Annotated in this window: 15 protein-coding genes; 8 read left to right on the top strand and 7 right to left on the bottom strand. The window is 37.1% G+C overall.

Features of this window, described 5'->3' with window-relative positions:
* Positions 1-14: 14 nt before the first annotated feature.
* The 5 genes from LS64_RS00830 to LS64_RS00810 form a co-directional block, all read right to left on the bottom strand.
* A complete protein-coding gene (locus tag LS64_RS00830; RefSeq protein ID WP_034570761.1) occupies positions 15-656 on the bottom strand; it encodes an outer membrane protein assembly factor BamD in 642 nt (213 codons plus the stop codon).
* A 561-nt stretch (positions 657-1,217) separates the two neighbouring features.
* Entirely contained in the window at positions 1,218-1,724 is a 507-nt protein-coding gene (locus LS64_RS00825) for a hypothetical protein (protein ID WP_034570758.1), read from the bottom strand.
* Between the two features lie 32 nt (positions 1,725-1,756).
* The gene (locus tag LS64_RS00820; protein ID WP_034570755.1) at positions 1,757-2,170 is read right to left on the bottom strand and encodes a hypothetical protein; all 414 of its coding nucleotides are present in this window, start codon (positions 2,168-2,170) and stop codon (positions 1,757-1,759) included.
* 10 nt (positions 2,171-2,180) lie between these two features.
* Positions 2,181-2,525 carry a hypothetical protein gene (locus LS64_RS00815; RefSeq protein WP_034570752.1) on the bottom strand — a complete coding sequence of 115 codons (345 nt, stop codon included), beginning with the start codon at positions 2,523-2,525 and terminating at the stop codon, positions 2,181-2,183.
* Positions 2,526-2,571: 46 nt separating this feature from the next.
* A complete protein-coding gene (locus LS64_RS00810) occupies positions 2,572-2,871 on the bottom strand; it encodes a hypothetical protein (RefSeq protein WP_034570749.1) in 300 nt (99 codons plus the stop codon).
* Positions 2,872-3,244: 373 nt separating this feature from the next.
* Here LS64_RS00810 and LS64_RS00805 point away from each other — a divergent pair, with 373 nt between their 5' ends.
* Both LS64_RS00805 and LS64_RS00800 read left to right on the top strand, forming a co-directional pair.
* Positions 3,245-3,778, top strand: coding sequence for a hypothetical protein (locus LS64_RS00805; protein WP_034570747.1), 534 nt, complete (start codon positions 3,245-3,247; stop codon positions 3,776-3,778).
* Between the two features lie 15 nt (positions 3,779-3,793).
* Positions 3,794-4,345: a hypothetical protein gene (locus tag LS64_RS00800; protein ID WP_034570744.1), complete on the top strand. Its 552-nt coding sequence runs from the start codon at positions 3,794-3,796 to the stop codon at positions 4,343-4,345.
* Between the two features lie 33 nt (positions 4,346-4,378).
* On the opposite strand, the gene LS64_RS00795 is transcribed toward LS64_RS00800, so the two are convergent.
* Entirely contained in the window at positions 4,379-6,160 is a 1,782-nt protein-coding gene (locus LS64_RS00795; protein ID WP_034570741.1) for an inorganic phosphate transporter, read from the bottom strand.
* A 281-nt stretch (positions 6,161-6,441) separates the two neighbouring features.
* Between LS64_RS00795 and LS64_RS00790 the strand changes: the two genes are divergently transcribed.
* From LS64_RS00790 to LS64_RS00775, 5 genes are all read left to right on the top strand, one after another.
* Positions 6,442-8,586: an acyl-CoA dehydratase activase gene (locus tag LS64_RS00790; RefSeq protein ID WP_052062374.1), complete on the top strand. Its 2,145-nt coding sequence runs from the start codon at positions 6,442-6,444 to the stop codon at positions 8,584-8,586.
* On the top strand, positions 8,562-9,641 hold the full coding sequence (locus LS64_RS12890; RefSeq protein WP_052062373.1) for an acyl-CoA dehydratase activase-related protein: 1,080 nt from the start codon (positions 8,562-8,564) through the stop codon (positions 9,639-9,641). Before LS64_RS00790 ends, LS64_RS12890 begins: the two co-directional genes overlap by 25 nt.
* A gap of 29 nt (positions 9,642-9,670) precedes the next feature.
* Positions 9,671-10,168: a hypothetical protein gene (locus tag LS64_RS00785; protein ID WP_034570738.1), complete on the top strand. Its 498-nt coding sequence runs from the start codon at positions 9,671-9,673 to the stop codon at positions 10,166-10,168.
* Between the two features lie 95 nt (positions 10,169-10,263).
* Entirely contained in the window at positions 10,264-11,466 is a 1,203-nt protein-coding gene (locus LS64_RS00780; RefSeq protein WP_052062372.1) for a pyridoxal phosphate-dependent aminotransferase, read from the top strand.
* A 77-nt stretch (positions 11,467-11,543) separates the two neighbouring features.
* Positions 11,544-13,028: a hypothetical protein gene (locus tag LS64_RS00775; protein ID WP_034570735.1), complete on the top strand. Its 1,485-nt coding sequence runs from the start codon at positions 11,544-11,546 to the stop codon at positions 13,026-13,028.
* Positions 13,029-13,041: 13 nt separating this feature from the next.
* Here the strand turns inward: LS64_RS00775 and LS64_RS00770 are convergent, their stop codons facing one another.
* Positions 13,042-14,391 (bottom strand): 4-hydroxythreonine-4-phosphate dehydrogenase PdxA, encoded by a 1,350-nt coding sequence (locus LS64_RS00770; protein ID WP_202391486.1) that lies wholly within the window; start codon positions 14,389-14,391, stop codon positions 13,042-13,044.
* 203 nt (positions 14,392-14,594) lie between these two features.
* Between LS64_RS00770 and LS64_RS00765 the strand changes: the two genes are divergently transcribed.
* On the top strand, positions 14,595-15,416 hold the full coding sequence (locus tag LS64_RS00765) for an LPP20 family lipoprotein (protein WP_034570145.1): 822 nt from the start codon (positions 14,595-14,597) through the stop codon (positions 15,414-15,416).
* The last annotated feature ends 70 nt before the right edge of the window (positions 15,417-15,486 follow it).

Raw genomic sequence — 15,486 nt, 5'->3', positions numbered from 1 at the left:
TTATTTATTAGTTTCTACCAACTAAGTATCACAAGATACCACGGGATTTTGGAGGGCTTTGGATTTGTGGCTTTTTCCAAATCTGTGTCGATTCTATCCATATACATCTGCTCGGCGTCTTTATATTTATTCTTGCGATAGACATTTGCAATGGACTTATTTAGCTCATTTTGCCCTAGCACGAAGCGCACTTCCATATCACGCACAAGCGGCAGATAGCGCGAATTAGGGTATTTCTCAATAAAATCTTGTATCAAAATGATAGAATCTGTCATAAACTGCTGGTCTTTGCTAGAGTTTTTAAAGGCAAAAAGGTGCGATTTTAGCCGCAAAAAGCTTATATAATCGATGTTTGAAGCATTCCCATATCGCTTCAAATACTCCTTAAAATAAAAATCCGCCAAAATATACTCTTCATTACTCAAATGCGCCTGCCCTAACGCAAGCATCGCCTCAGGCAAAAGCGGCGAGTTTATATGCTCGCTTTGCAGGGATGAAAAAAAGCTATCCGCCGTCTCTAAATTCCCAAGCCGAATGTTTTTAAAGATTCCATCATACCAAAAAGTCGCAGGCTGGTTATACACCACTTCCTTACTTTTCTTACTACACGCGACAAACGCCGCACACACGCATAAACTTAGTAAAATATATCGCAAAATTTTCTCCGTTTTTAGATTCTATCAAAGGATATTTAGTTTTAAACATCCAAGATTCTAAAAAGATTCTAACATTTTATTTTTAATTCTATCGCCACTGCAATTATATAGAATCTAGATTCTAAAATATTTGGTTAAGAAGAGAAAAAATACATCTTAAGAAATAGGCAAGTGCGAAACCTGCCTACCCTAATTATCCCTTGTGATTAAACAGAATGTAGAAATTAATACATAAAGTTAATCAAAAGTAAGCAAATTAATGCTACAATAACGATGTATTTAGTCATTGACTTAGTCTCCTTTCCGCGAGACTATTCCTCTGTGAAGCTTACGACCTTCACAGAAGGTTATTTGCCTCACAAACAAAATTATAACTTCACATTTTGAATTTTGACTTAATGATAGACTTATGATTATAGAATCTAATTTCTTTAACTTCATTTTTGCCATGTTAGTTTTTAAGATTGAAGGAATGTTTTTATAGAATCTTAGATTCTAAAAAATCATAGAATCTGTTTGCAATATTCTAACTTTTATATATAGATTCTAACCTTAAAGAATCTATTTTGTGGAATCTAGCTCTTTTAGCATTGCTTCATAGACTTCTTTTAGGGTGTAATCAAAGGTTGCTTTTTCTATATGCTCTACATAAAAACCATAATTATCTTTTATGCTAACTTTTTCCTCACCAACACAGCCCATTTTAAAGGCTGTTGTTCGCATTTTTTGATACCTATCTTTTAGAATCTTTTTAATTTCATCATTTTTAGAATCTAGTTTCTGCACGATTTCTTTTGCGATTTTAAATTCATCAAATAATTCATCTTGTTTTAGATTATCTAAATCTAATTGAGTTTGAGTGCGACTATTTTCCCAACCACTTGTGGATAATTTCACTTCATTTTCACCATTTAAAATAGGCTCTAAATGTTTATAGCAAATAAAGTTTTTATCTTTATTGCGAAAGTCAAACAATGCCTTTTTATCACTAATCTCCACCTGCGTAGCCATAGCAAAACTTCCAAATATCACAACACAGCTTAGAATCTTACTTACAAATTTCCTCATTTTTTTCTCCTTAAAATTAGTATTTTTAGAATCTATTTTAGAATCTTTGCTTTATAATTTTTATCTATAACAAATTTTATTTTTTCACCCTTATCAGTCTTTGCTATGTTGCCATTATCATCGTATTCCTCCACATTCGCACTAGTCACTTCGCACGTGATAGTATCACTAGCCACTGAAATTTGCTTAAAATCTTTAAACACCACATCAGTATCGCCAAATTTCCCCTGTATAAAATGCAGGGTATTTCCTATGATTTTCACATCGCTATACGCACCATAACTCGCCGCATTTTCCGCCATTAACGCCTTTTTTGCCTCGTTGTCAAACTCCTCGCTATCATAAGCGGCAAAAAATTCAATCAACGCCTTTTTACTATCACATTTCAACTCATTCGCATTAAGGCTTACAAGCCCTAACACACACAATAAAATTAGCTTTTTCATCGTCACGCTCCTACTTTTGCTCTTTTAGAATCTTTATTGCATCTTCTAGCACATCTTTATTCACACTGCTAGTCTTACGCAACGTCTCTAAAAACTTTATACTCAAATGAATGGGTATCATAAACCACACATCTTGCTTCTTACTATTGAATGGAAATGAGATTGTGTCGCCCGAATTTGTGTATTTATAATTTTTCCAACGCAGCCCAACGCTATATTTATTACGATTTCTCGTATTTTTCCCAAAGCCTACCAAAAAATCGCTACCCTCATAAAGCAAAATCACCTCATCAAAAGGAAAGACCGCTTCTTTCTTAGAAAATAGCGAAAAAATATTACTCAAAAATCCCGTCATATTAATCCTTTTTATCAAAATATTAGAATCTAGATTCTAAAAATCCCTAATTTTGCTCTTTTAATAGCTTTATAGCATTATCCAAAGCGTCCTTTTTGCTATATTTATTCCCCTTTAGCGTCTCTAAAAACGCCGCACTCAAATGAATAGGTATCATAAACCACACGCCTTTTTTACTGCTATCATAAGGGAAGCCTGTGTTATCACTGCCATCGTATTTGTAGCTTTTCCACCGCAGCCCAACGCTATATTTATTGCGATTGCGCGTATTTTTCCCAAAGCCTACCAAAAACTCACTGCCCTCATACACCAACGTAACCTTGTCAAATGGAAATACTGCATCCATATTCAACTCCTTAAATTTAAATATGCAAGCATTATACAGGAAACAAAAAAAAAAAAAAACAGGCAGAATTAGTCATTTTTATAAAAAATTTGCAAATTTTAGAATCTAGCGTTACTTTTCTACTCACATTTTAGCTTTGATTCTTATTGTATGGAGATAAATGATAGAGTTTTTAGAATCTAGATTCTATATACGTTTTTAAAAAAGGATGGTGGGCTGACGATTAGGTTAAAAATATTTTTAAAACAGAATCTAGATTCTATAAACCACAAAAATTTCACCAAAATTAAGTATTTTAAGCTAGAATCTTAATTTTTGGAACGATTTATGTAAGTAATATAGAATCTAATAGAATCTAAAACGAGGAAGCAAGATGACATATAGTTTTACAAAGCCTGTTAGTAAGCACGTCCTAAAGCCTGCGACTAAGATTTGGGCGTTTTATTTTGTCTTGGCGTTTGCTATTTTGTTTTATTTTCGCATACATTTGATTGAGCAAACCGATGAGAGCAAGGCGTTGCAAGATTCTATGAAAGCCCAGCAGGATAAAATCGTCAAAAGCACGAATGATGTGGTAGAGGAGAGCAAGCGGCTGTATTACGAGCTAGGCGTGACGACTAAGGTTAAAGAGCGCGATTTAAAGCTGCGGCTGCAGATTGAAAATATACTAGCGATGATACCTGATAATGTCGTGGTAGAGGAGATTCGCTTTACAAATAATAGCCTTTATATGAAAGGGCAAACTATAAGCCAAGAGCTATTTGAGACATCGATGCAAGGGCAGTTACGCGCAATTTATTCAAGTAGCAATGCAAGCTTTTACCAACTCCCAAGCGGCTGGTATAACTTTGAATCTATAAGCAAAACCACCGATGGCTTAGAAGATAGGGTTGATACTATAAATTAGGGATAAAGGAAAAATATGGCACTTTTAAAGAACGTCGAGCCAGACATCATTTTTCGGCATTTTATCTTGAGCGTGATTTTCATCGGTAGCGTGGCGTATTACATCAACGACTACATTTTGCCGATTGTGGATAGCTACAAGGAGCAGCAGCGATTTACGCGCACAACGCAGACCGTGCTAGAGCAGACAAAGGCGATAAATGCGGATGCAAAGCAGAAAATTTCGTCATTTTCTAGTGCGAATTTTAAGCAGCTAGAGGTTTTTAGCGGCAAGATTAACGAGGCTGTGATACAAAAAAATCTGCCAAAAGGGCTAATCGGCGTGAAAATTAAGAAATTGAACGAAGAATTTATCCCAGAAGAGCAGCTAAAACAAACGCACTACACGATTAATGGCGAGGTTGGACCAAATGGGCTAAATACGATACTTAGCATTGTACCGACTTTGCAGGAGAAAAATATTAGCGCGACTTTTGAGCTGCCATTTACTTTGAAAAAAACGCAAAAGGGCAACCTTGCCTTTTCTATGGGCATCGCAATCACGCAAAGCACGTATAAGAGAATGTGATTTTGTTATATTTGTCGTTGTTTTAAATTATGGTTATGTTAAAGCAATATTCAGGCGGGTGATAAGGAAGTAGGTTACAGCGCCGAAGATGGCGGAGAGTGGGACTGTTATAATCCAGCTAGCCACAATGCGATTTATGGCACTTCGGCGCACTAGCTCTTGTTTGTAGGCTTTTTTAAGCGATTTTATATCTTTCTTTTTTAAAGCCGGCAATTCGCTATCCACGCCAGAATCTTTTAAAACAGCTTTAGAATCTTTTAAAACGCCACTTTTAGAATCTTTCCCTAGAATCTTAGATTCTATCTTAGTAGCGACTTTAGAATCTTTAGAATCTTTTTTCGCCTTTTTCGCGCTAGAATCTTTAGAATCCTTAGACTTCGCGACAGAATCCTTAGAATCCTTAGAATCTTTTTTTGGCGCAATCCTAACCAAACTCTGCAACATCTCCTGCTTCCTTTTAATACTAGCGCGATGAAACTTATCTAAAAAGCGTTTTACCACTTCCTCATCACGCCCTTTATGCGCTTCAATAATTCGCTGCTGCATATCAAAATATCGCTTTTTAAGATACTCACGCAAAAAGCCCACGCCAAAAATCGCACCGATAGCAATGTGCGTGCTGCTTACAGGCAGTCCCATTTGCGAAGCAATAAGCACCGTGATAGCCGCTGATAACGCCACGCAAAAGGCGCGCATCTTGTCTAAATCAGTGATTTCACTCCCCACCGTGCGAATTAAACGCGGTCCATATAACGCCAAACCTAGCGAGATTCCAAGTCCGCCAACTAGCAAAATCCAAAAAGGCACAATGGTTTTCCCATCAGCTGTGTGCAAGTCAATCTCACTTATTACGTCATAAATCCCAGCCAAAGGACCTATGGCATTAGCCACATCATTTGCGCCGTGAGCGAAGCTAAGTAGGGCAGCCGAGCAAATCAGCGGAATGGTAAAAAGCTCATTTATGTCCTCTTTTGTATTTTGTAATTTATCCGCCTTTTTTTGTATCAGCGGACGAGAAATAAAAAAAACAACTATGGCTATGATTAGCCCCGCGATGATTGCATTTGTCAAACTAATATTTATTACACCCGTTTTTTGCACGATATAAATGCTAAAGCACCATGTCATAATGAAAATCAAAATAGGCACGACACGTTTTGCCGCTTGAACCTTGTCGCTTTGATATGTAATGCTTTTTTTGATAATCCAAAGGAAACTCACCGCGATTACACCGCCTAGACAGGGCGAGACTACCCAGCTAAGTGCTATTTCGCCCATTACGCCCCAGTTTGCAACGCCTAAGCCACCAGCCATTACCCCAGCGCCCAAGACACCGCCTACAAGCGAGTGCGTAGTGCTTACAGGCGCACCTAGCATAGTAGCGACATGTAGCCAAATCGCTCCAGATGTTAAAGCTGCAATCATTACATATATAAAAGTGGTAGAATCTTTTAGCGAGTCAGCTGAAATAATGCCTGATTTTATCGTATCAACGACATCTTTACCAGCGATAATTGCGCCACTTGCTTCGGCAATGCTAGCAATAATTATCGCACCAACTAGTGTGATAGCTTGAGAGCCAACTGCTGGTCCTACATTATTTGCGACATCGTTTGCACCGATATTTAGAGCCATATACGCACCCACAACCGTGGCAAATATAAGGATAGCAGGCGAACTAACAGGATAGCCAAAAATGATAGCAATCACAGATACCGCGATGAAAAACAACAGCACAATGCCGACTTTTATGACATCTTTTTGCCCAAAACGCACCGCATTTTCAAGCTTTTCTATCTTTTTTATGTCATCCATTGACTATCCTTTGTAATTTTAATGTGTAATAAATTACATTATATCTAATTGCGTAGGCTTTAAATTAGATTTATTTCACGTTTTGTCATTTTTATGTAATAAATGTTGGTAATGTTGTAATTTTGGAATGTTACAAGTAAAATAAGAGATATTATAGAATCTATTTTGAGAATCTAAATAAGACTATAAATCTTAAATATCTTTTTAAAAATATTGAATATTGAAAATTTTTTAGTTAAAATTTCGGTTTTAAAATTAAGGAGAATGAAAAAGGAAGGGAAATGAGTGAAAATAAGGGGTTTGGGATAGAATCTAACAATGTGCTAAGTTTGGGGATTGACATAGGTAGCACCACGGCGAAAGTGGCGTTAATGGATGGGGATAGCATTATCTTTCGGCATTATGAAAGGCATTACTCAAAAGTTCGCCAAAAAAGCGTTGAGATTGTAAAAAAGCTAAAAGACATCATCGGCGAAAAAAAATTAAAGGTAAGCATTTCTGGCTCGGCTGGATTTGGAATCTGCAAGGCAAGTGGCATTGACTTTGTGCAAGAAGTTTTCGCTACGGCTGAAGCGGTAAAGTTTTTAGAGCCAACTACTGATGTAGTAATCGAGCTAGGGGGAGAAGATGCTAAGATTCTATTCCTTAGCGGTGGGACTGAGGAGAGAATGAATGGGTCTTGTGCGGGCGGCACGGGCGCGTTTATCGACCAAATGGTTACACTTCTTGCAATATCCGCCGATGAATTTGACAAGATTTCTTTAGAATCTAAAAAGATTTATCCTGTGGCGTCTCGTTGCGGCGTCTTTGCTAAAACTGACGTGCAACCCCTACTAAATCAAGGCGTAAATAAAGAAGACATTACCGCTAGCATTTTCCAAGCGGTGTGCGACCAAACTATTAGCGGGTTAGCGCAAGGGCGAAAGATTAAGGGCAAGGTAATGTTTTTAGGCGGTCCTTTATTTTTCTATAAAGGATTGCAAAAAAGATTCAAAGATAGCTTGAAACTAGATGACGACCACGCCCTTTTCCCTGAATATGCGCAATATAGCGTGGCTATCGGCGTTTCACTTTGTGCGCGTGAAAACACACAGATTTTTACCTGTGATAGCTTGATAGAAAAGTTAGAATCTAGTGCGAATGCTCCTACTACAAATAAGTATTTAGAGCCTTTGTTTGCGGATAAGAGCGAATATGAGAGCTTTTTAAAACGTCATCACGATGCTAGTGTAAGTGAGATTAGCATTGAAAAGGCGTTCGAGCAAAATGGCTTTAAAAAGATTCCGTGTTTTATCGGCATTGACTGCGGTAGCACGACTACAAAACTTGTGATAATTGATAGCTATAATAGAATCTTATATCAGTTTTATAACTCAAATATGGGAAATCCAGCGAGTGTAATTTACTCTCAACTTAGCCATATTTATGAGAATTTTGGTGATAAGATTCTAATAAAGGGAAGTGCTGTTACAGGCTATGGTGAGGAGCTTATAAAGGCTGGGTTTAACCTTGATAGTGGCTTGGTTGAGACGATGGCGCATTTAAAGGCAGCGCAACATTTTAATCCGCAAGTAGATTTTATAATTGACATCGGCGGACAGGATATGAAGTGCTTTTATATCAAAAATAAGACCATAGATTCTATAATGCTAAATGAGGCGTGTTCTAGTGGTTGTGGTAGTTTCATCGAAACATTTGCGCGTTCTATGGGCTATGATGTAGCAAGTTTCAGCAAACTAGGATTAGAATCTAAAAGCCCGGTTGAACTAGGAAGTCGCTGCACGGTTTTTATGAATAGCTCGGTAAAAGAAGCGCAAAAAGAGGGTGCAAATATACAAGATATAAGTGCTGGGCTATCAATGAGTGTAGTAAAAAATGCGATATACAAAGTCATTCGCGCAAAAGATGCCGATGATTTAGGTAAGCAAATCGTAGTGCAAGGTGGCACGTTTTTAAATGATGCGGTGTTGCGTAGTTTTGAAAAAGAAATCGGGCGAAATGTCATTCGCCCTAAAATTAGCGGCATTATGGGTGCGTTTGGCGCGGCTTTATACGCACAAAGTTTGAATCTTGAAAAATCTAACATACTAGATTCAGAGTCGCTTAAAGAATTTAGCCACACTGCCACGGCTACCACTTGTAAAATTTGTGGGAATAATTGCAATCTTACAATTAATCGCTTTGGTAACACCGCTGGGAGCAAAAAATTTATATCTGGTAATCGCTGCGATAAACCGCTAGGCTTTAAAAAGAGTGTAGATTTACCAAATATGTTTGAGTTTAAGTTGAATAAATTGCGTGATTTATTTGCGTATAAAGACTTTGATAAGGATAAATCGGTTGTAAAGTTTGGCAGTCGCGGTAAAATCGGCATTCCGCTAGGGCTTAATATGTATGAAACTTGCCCTTTTGGCACACGCTTTTAAGTGAGCTAGGTTACGAAGTGGTCGTTAGCGATATGACTACGCGTAAGACTTTTTCTAAAGGGCAGTATAGCATTCCTAGCGACACCGTTTGCTATCCAGCGAAATTGCAGCACGGACATATTGAGAATCTGCTTGATAAAGGCGTAGATAAGATTTTCTATCCGTGTATGAGCTATAATTTTGAATCTGATTCTAAACATAAGGACACTAGCACAAATAATTATAACTGCCCTGTGGTAGCGTATTATCCAGAGTTATTAAATGCAAATGTGGATAGGTTGCGTGAAGTGCGTTTCCTTTATCCTTACTTTGGGCTACATAAAAAAGATGAGTTTTTTAAGAAATCGCTAGATTTTTTTAAAAAAGAGCTAGGGGCGTCTAAGCGTGAGTTTAAAAAGGCGTTAGAAAAGGCTTATGCTTTTAGAGAATCTTGGCTAGATTCTATCGCAGCTGAAGGAGAGCGGATTTTAGATTATATTAAAACGCATAATTTAAAGGCAATAGTGCTAAGTGGTCGCCCATATCACATTGATCCTGAGATAAATCATGGCATTGATAAGCTTATTACATCTTTAGGGCTAGTCGTGTTAAGCGAAGATAGCGTGTCGCATTTGGCAGTGGCGAAAAATTTGCAGATTCTAAATCAGTGGAGCTATCATTCGCGTTTGTATAATGCAGCGCAATTTGTTTTGGAACACGATAATATCGAGCTAGTGCAGCTTGTAAGCTTTGGATGTGGTATAGATTCTATCACAACTGATGAAGTGCGTGAAATCTTAGAATCTAGGGGTAGATTCTATACGCAGCTAAAAATTGATGAGATTAGCAATCTTGGTGCGGTTAAAATTCGCATTCGCTCTCTTTTAGGTGCGATGGAGGAGAAACTAGCCGCCAAAGGCTATATTAGTAATGCTTTAAAGCCTTTAGATTCTAAAGAAACTATGGGCTTTCAATCAAATAATACCGCCACCGCGCAAAAAAGCAAAAGCGTTTTATTCCATAATAAAGCCCTAAATGAAATGCGCCGCCTATTCGCCTTCACAAACTCGGTATGAAATAGACGTTTGATTTATGAGAATAAAAAATGGCGAATATTTTTAATCTTAAGTTTATTATTTCAATATTACTAATTTTTATAATAATTTATTATTATTTTTATAATGATGATTCTAATATTGTTGACGATAAAAATGACTTGGCGTTTTTAAAAGAAAGTAAGAATATAGAACAAAAAGACTTTGTTGCACTTTTAGAATCTATTATGCCAAAAAGGGAACACAAAATAGAATCTGTATCTAAAAATATAGAATCTAAAACATCTAATTCTAAAAAAAACATACAAGAAGATATTAAACAAGAAGAAAAACCTTTGAAGCTTTTGGCAATCTTAAACAATTCAGCGTATATAACTAATGGTTGGTACGAGGTAAATGACACTATTTTACACAATAATACAAAATATAAAGTAGCAAAAATAGAGGGTTTTGAAACCGTGCTAATAGATTCTAAAAATCCTAGAAATCGTATAGTATTAGAAATGTTTGTATTAAGCGATGACATATTTTTTAAAAAAATAAAGTAGCGTTGTATTTACTTTTCTATTGCATTTATATAGAAATTATTGTAATATTGCAGTAGTGAAAAACTGCATCATAGATATTTTAAGGAGTTAGTCTTATGGAAAATACAAGACATTCAGTAGAAACACAAGATATAAACAAGAGCACGTTCAATAGACGTGATATGCTAAAAGCTGGTTCGCTTGCTTTAGGTGGGCTTGCTTTAGGTGGGCTTTTAACCCCTGCGAATGCGGCTAGTAAGCCTTTCAAACTGCCTAGTAGGAGCAATCCACTTTTGCTTAATTTTAATGAGAGTGCGTATGGGTATTCAAGTTTGGTTACAAGAAATTTGACAAAAGAGTTTGACAATTTATCTCGCTATCCTATCAAGGCCGAGGAAGAATTGAAAGTGGCTGTGGCAAAGTTTTATGGTATCAAAGATGATAGAGTGAATATTACAAATGGTTCATCTGCGGCATTACAAAGTTCTATTTATGCTGTTAATGCGTTCGCACAAGAGCAAAATGTATCTTTACGAGTTATTGTAGCTGACCCTACATTTGAGTTTGTAGAATCTTATGCTAAACCTTTGGGAGCGGAAATTATAAAAGTACCTGTGGATTCTAAGTTTAATATTAATACTGATAGAATGAAAACTTTAGAGCGTGAGTTTGATGGTGTTTCATTGGTGTATATTTGTAATCCAAATAATCCTACAGGTAACATTATTAATCCAAATGAGTTGTATTCATGGATTAAAAGTGCAAAATCTACAACTATTTTCTTGATAGATGAGGCTTATGCAGAATATATCACTAGCACAAGCTTTAAAAGTGCGATTGACACACTTAGAGAAGGTGTCAAAAACGTTATTGTAGCTCGTACGTTCTCAAAAGTGTATGGTTTGGCTGCTCTCCGTATTGGTTACACAATCAGTTCTCCTGAATGGCAAAAGAGAATTGCTGACTTTGTAGAGCTAGTGGGGATTAATTTACTAGGAGCTAGGGCTGCGGCTATTTCATTGAGCGACTTTGCGTTTAGACAATATGTTGTAAATACAAATAATAAGTCAAGACAAATTCTAACTAAGGCTTTAGATTCGCTTGAGTTAAAATACTCTCCTTCTTATGGTAACTTTGTTTTCCATGAAATCACAGGCGACTTTGATGACTTTAGCAAAAATATGCAAAATCAAAATATCCTTGTAGGTCGTAAATTTGATAAATTTGATAATTTCTGTCGTGTAACACTAGGTACACCAGATGAAATGCAGCATTATGTCAAGGTGCTTAGGAATTTCAGAGCTAAAAGATTAATATAATCTTTTTCTTTCTTGCGTTTCACTTAAGATTCTATCCACATTTAACCCTTTTAGCTTAATGCTAAGTTAGGCTTTACGTGCGAATATTTAGATTTTCCTTGATTGTTTTTTTTATTTCCTTGCAACTAAAGGCGGCGGATATTATCGTGCCACTGCATGATGAAGCCTTTGATAATGAGAATAATGTCCTTGATAGCGAAGACTTAGATTCTATATTTAATGCGATAAAAAATCTTTTTGGTGGGGATAAAAAGGATTCTATAGAATCTAATGTTAAAGATTCTAAAAATATAGAATCTACGCCTTTAAAAGATTCTATAGAATCTAAGTCGCAAGATTCTAAAATAGATTCTAAAAATATAGAATCTAAAATGCCCTTAAAAGACACAAACATAGAATCTAAAACGCAAAAAAAAGATTCTATAGAATCTAAATTGCAAGATTCCCACACGCAAACGCAAGATAAAACTAAACAAGATTCTATAGAATCTAAAACACATTTAGAAGATTCCAAAGATTCTATAGAATCTAAAAGTCCAAAAGAAAAAGATTCTAGAAAGAAAGATTCCAAAAAACCACATCATATAGAATCTAAACCCCACAAAAAAGATTCCAAAAAACACCACGAAATAGAATCTAAAAAGAAAGACTCCAACAAAACAGAATCCAAAAACGACCAAAACGACCGCGACCGCTCCATTTCGCTCCACTACATAAACGGCTATATGCGACACTCGCACTTTAATATCCTGCTAAATGGCGCGGCACTAGAATATAATAGCCTGCTGCTAAATAAGCCGCACCTTGACATCGTGCTAACTTATCAGCTAAATTTCTCGCACGCTAGCCTAAATCCAGACCGACTAAGCTCGAATAACTGGGCAGATTCTAACAACGGCACGAATAATGGCAGTGAGAGTATCGGCGGCTTAAATACTGAATCTACGCTTAATAAGAGCCTAATTTTTGGCACTTTCGCCACGCTTGATGTGCTTTTTAATCAAAGCCAAAAGGGCTTCCATGCGGCTAGTTTTGATTTTGGCTACTCAGTGGGCTTTGGCGGGCGTAGCAGCGGGGCAAATGGCACGTTAATTGAGTCGCGGGGCGCAAGTCAGTTTGATGAGCACTCACTGCTGCTGAACGCCGAGTATGGCTATGGTTTTGTGTATGGAATCTACACGATTTTGCCCTATATTCGCGTGGAAAGCTACATTTTTTTTCCAAATTTGCGCGCAAGAAGCAATTTCAAACGCCACACGGATGGCGGTATGAATGCGATTTTGGGTGTGAAAAATGTGTGGGATAGCAAGTGGGCGGAGTTTGGCTTGGAGTTTGGCGTGTTAAGCGATTTAAATTTGAGCGGCGATAGCATCGGCATTTTGGGCAACGGGGCGTTGGTGTATGATAGCGATGGGATGAGTAATGGCGTGTTTGGGCAGCTAAGTCTAGGCATTTTACGCTACAAGCACTTTCACCTACTAGCCAGCACAAACATCGGCTATATGCTATCCTATTTTGAACTCAACATCCAAAGCGACCTCTCCCTCATGTGGCGTTTTTGAGAATGCTAGAGCATTACCTAACCACAACAAACCTAAAGCACTCAAGGTAGCTTTGTGAGTTAAGGTTAGAATCTTTCTTGTATGCGATGTCATATCCTGTGCCGTGGTCTGGGCTTACGCGTAAAATGGGCAGATTCAAACTCACATTTATACTATTATCAAAATACAATGCCTTAAGTGGCGCTAGTCCGCTATCATGATACATCGCTACAAATATTTTATACTTCTTGCGATTAGCAGGGATAAAGGCACAATCAGGTGGCAAAGGTCCTACAAATAAGTCAAATTTAAGCCTTGCATTCATAATATCAATGCAATCTTTTATGATAAAATCTTGCGTTCCTAAAACGCCATTATCCCCCGCGTGCGGGTTTAAGCCTAAAATAGCGACTTGCCTAAAATGCGTTTTAGATTCTATATTCACATCCTTTTTAGATTCTATAAAGTCGCTATCAAGTAGCCTGCTTACCATTTTTGGATTTAGTGCGGCTTTTTTTAGCACATTATCACTTTTCTCTTTAGATTCTAAGTGTGATTTTATAGAATCTATATTTGGGTTTTCTTTAGATTCTATGATTTTTATGGGCGTTTCTTGCTTTATATCTTTATAGAATCTAGATAGATAGCACTCATAAAATGTCTGTAAAAAGTCGCTTAGCTTTTCTAAGGTTATCATTTTTGGGACAGATTCTAATGGCACGTGGTCGGTAAATAACGCCACTTGCATATTTTCATTTCCAAGTAGCATTATGGCTTCTTTTTTGAATCTATCACGCAAATATTCCGTGTGTCCGGCGTATTTTATCCCGGCTAGATTCCAAGCGTATTTGTTTATAGGGAGCGTTACTAATGGAGCGTTGTGTTTTTGGCTTAGTGTAGTGGCTAACTCAAAGGATTTGAAACTATACTCGCCACTCTCCTTACTCGCCACACCGGGCGTAATGTCAATGCCTTTAGAATCTAACTCTTCTAAGTGCATATTTGGTATAGGTAGATTGAGTAGTTTTGCAGCCTTATTTAGTATCTCATAGCTTAGACAATATATGGGCTTGCACCATTTTGAGATTTTATCGTGATTTCGCAAGATTAGCTCTAAACTTATGCCATTTATGTCGCCACAAGATATATACACATCTTTTTTATTTTCCACATAAAACTTAGAATCTTTAAAGCTATCAAGCTGCTTTTTACTAGGCGTTTTATGCTTTATTGTTGAAATGCTTTTAGGTGTTATATTTGTGGATTCTATGTTAGATTCTATAGAATCTTTTGTTTCTTTTGTGGAGTTTTTAGAATCTAGATTCTGTGAAATACTTGAAATCTTTTGCAACTTTTCAATATTTTTAATGTGGTTTAGTTTCATTTTTATTTGTCCTGTATTTTAGATTCTATGATTATATAGAAATATTAAAGATTTATAGAATCTAGCTTCTATAAATGATAGAATCTTGTTTTAAAAATATCTAGAATTTGGGCTAATTCTCCCATTCTAAATTTTTTGGCACACCATTTGCTTTAATAGTTTTCAAATGCAAGGTTTGCATATTTTCACAATAAGGATATTACATGAAAACAAAGTTTTTGATTGCGTCAGCCCTTTCGGCTTTATTTTTTACTGCTTGCAGTTTTGATTCTGGTTCTAACTCAGCTCAAAATTCTCAGTTAGTCCCACCAGCAGCAGGCGGTCCAGCTCTAGCTCCATTGTCAGTGCCTACTTACCCACCTGTAGGTTATAATGCTAATCCTAGCCTAGCGGCTTCCGCTCCTGTTGGCAATACAGGCATTATTTCTCAACCTACAGCGCCCGTGCAAGGCACTCCTGTAGCAGGTGGTATGCCTATGGCAGCAGGTCCTATGGTCCCAGCGTCTCAGTATGATTACAATCCTACTCCACGCTATGACAGAGGTGACTATTCGCGTAACCAAAGAAGTGGCAGTGGCGGCTATGAGCAAGGTTTTGAGCGAAATGCGGCTAATAATTTCGATGATATGCGCCGAAATGTAGCAGCAAGTGAAAGCGATGTATCAGTAGGTATTCAAAACTCTCCGCTTTTAACTCCTAATAATGTGATTGAGATTCAAGCGGTAGGTATGGGTGTAGCACCTGAATCTACGATTTCTCCAGCGCAAGCTTTAGCGTTGGCGAAACGAGCGGCGATTGTGGATGCTTACAGGCAAATCGGTGAAAAAATGTATGGTATTAGAATTAACGCGAACGATACAATTAGAGATGCGATAGCGCAAAACTCAACTATTAAAGGTCGCGTCCAAGCGTTGATTAAGAATGCTGAAATCACTGAGACAGCATACAAAGATGGTTTGTGCCAAGTGAATATGGAAGTAAAACTTGATGGTAGAATTTGGCATCGTGTTTTAAATAATGCTTAATTTTATGATAAGATTTTAAGTTTTATTCACTCCTTTTAATAAGGGGTGGTTGGGCGAACATCCATTACTT

The sequence above is a fragment of the Helicobacter saguini genome, from assembly GCF_000762875.2.
Lineage (GTDB): Bacteria > Campylobacterota > Campylobacteria > Campylobacterales > Helicobacteraceae > Helicobacter_A > Helicobacter_A saguini.
This window is presented reverse-complemented; position numbering and strand designations above follow the sequence as displayed.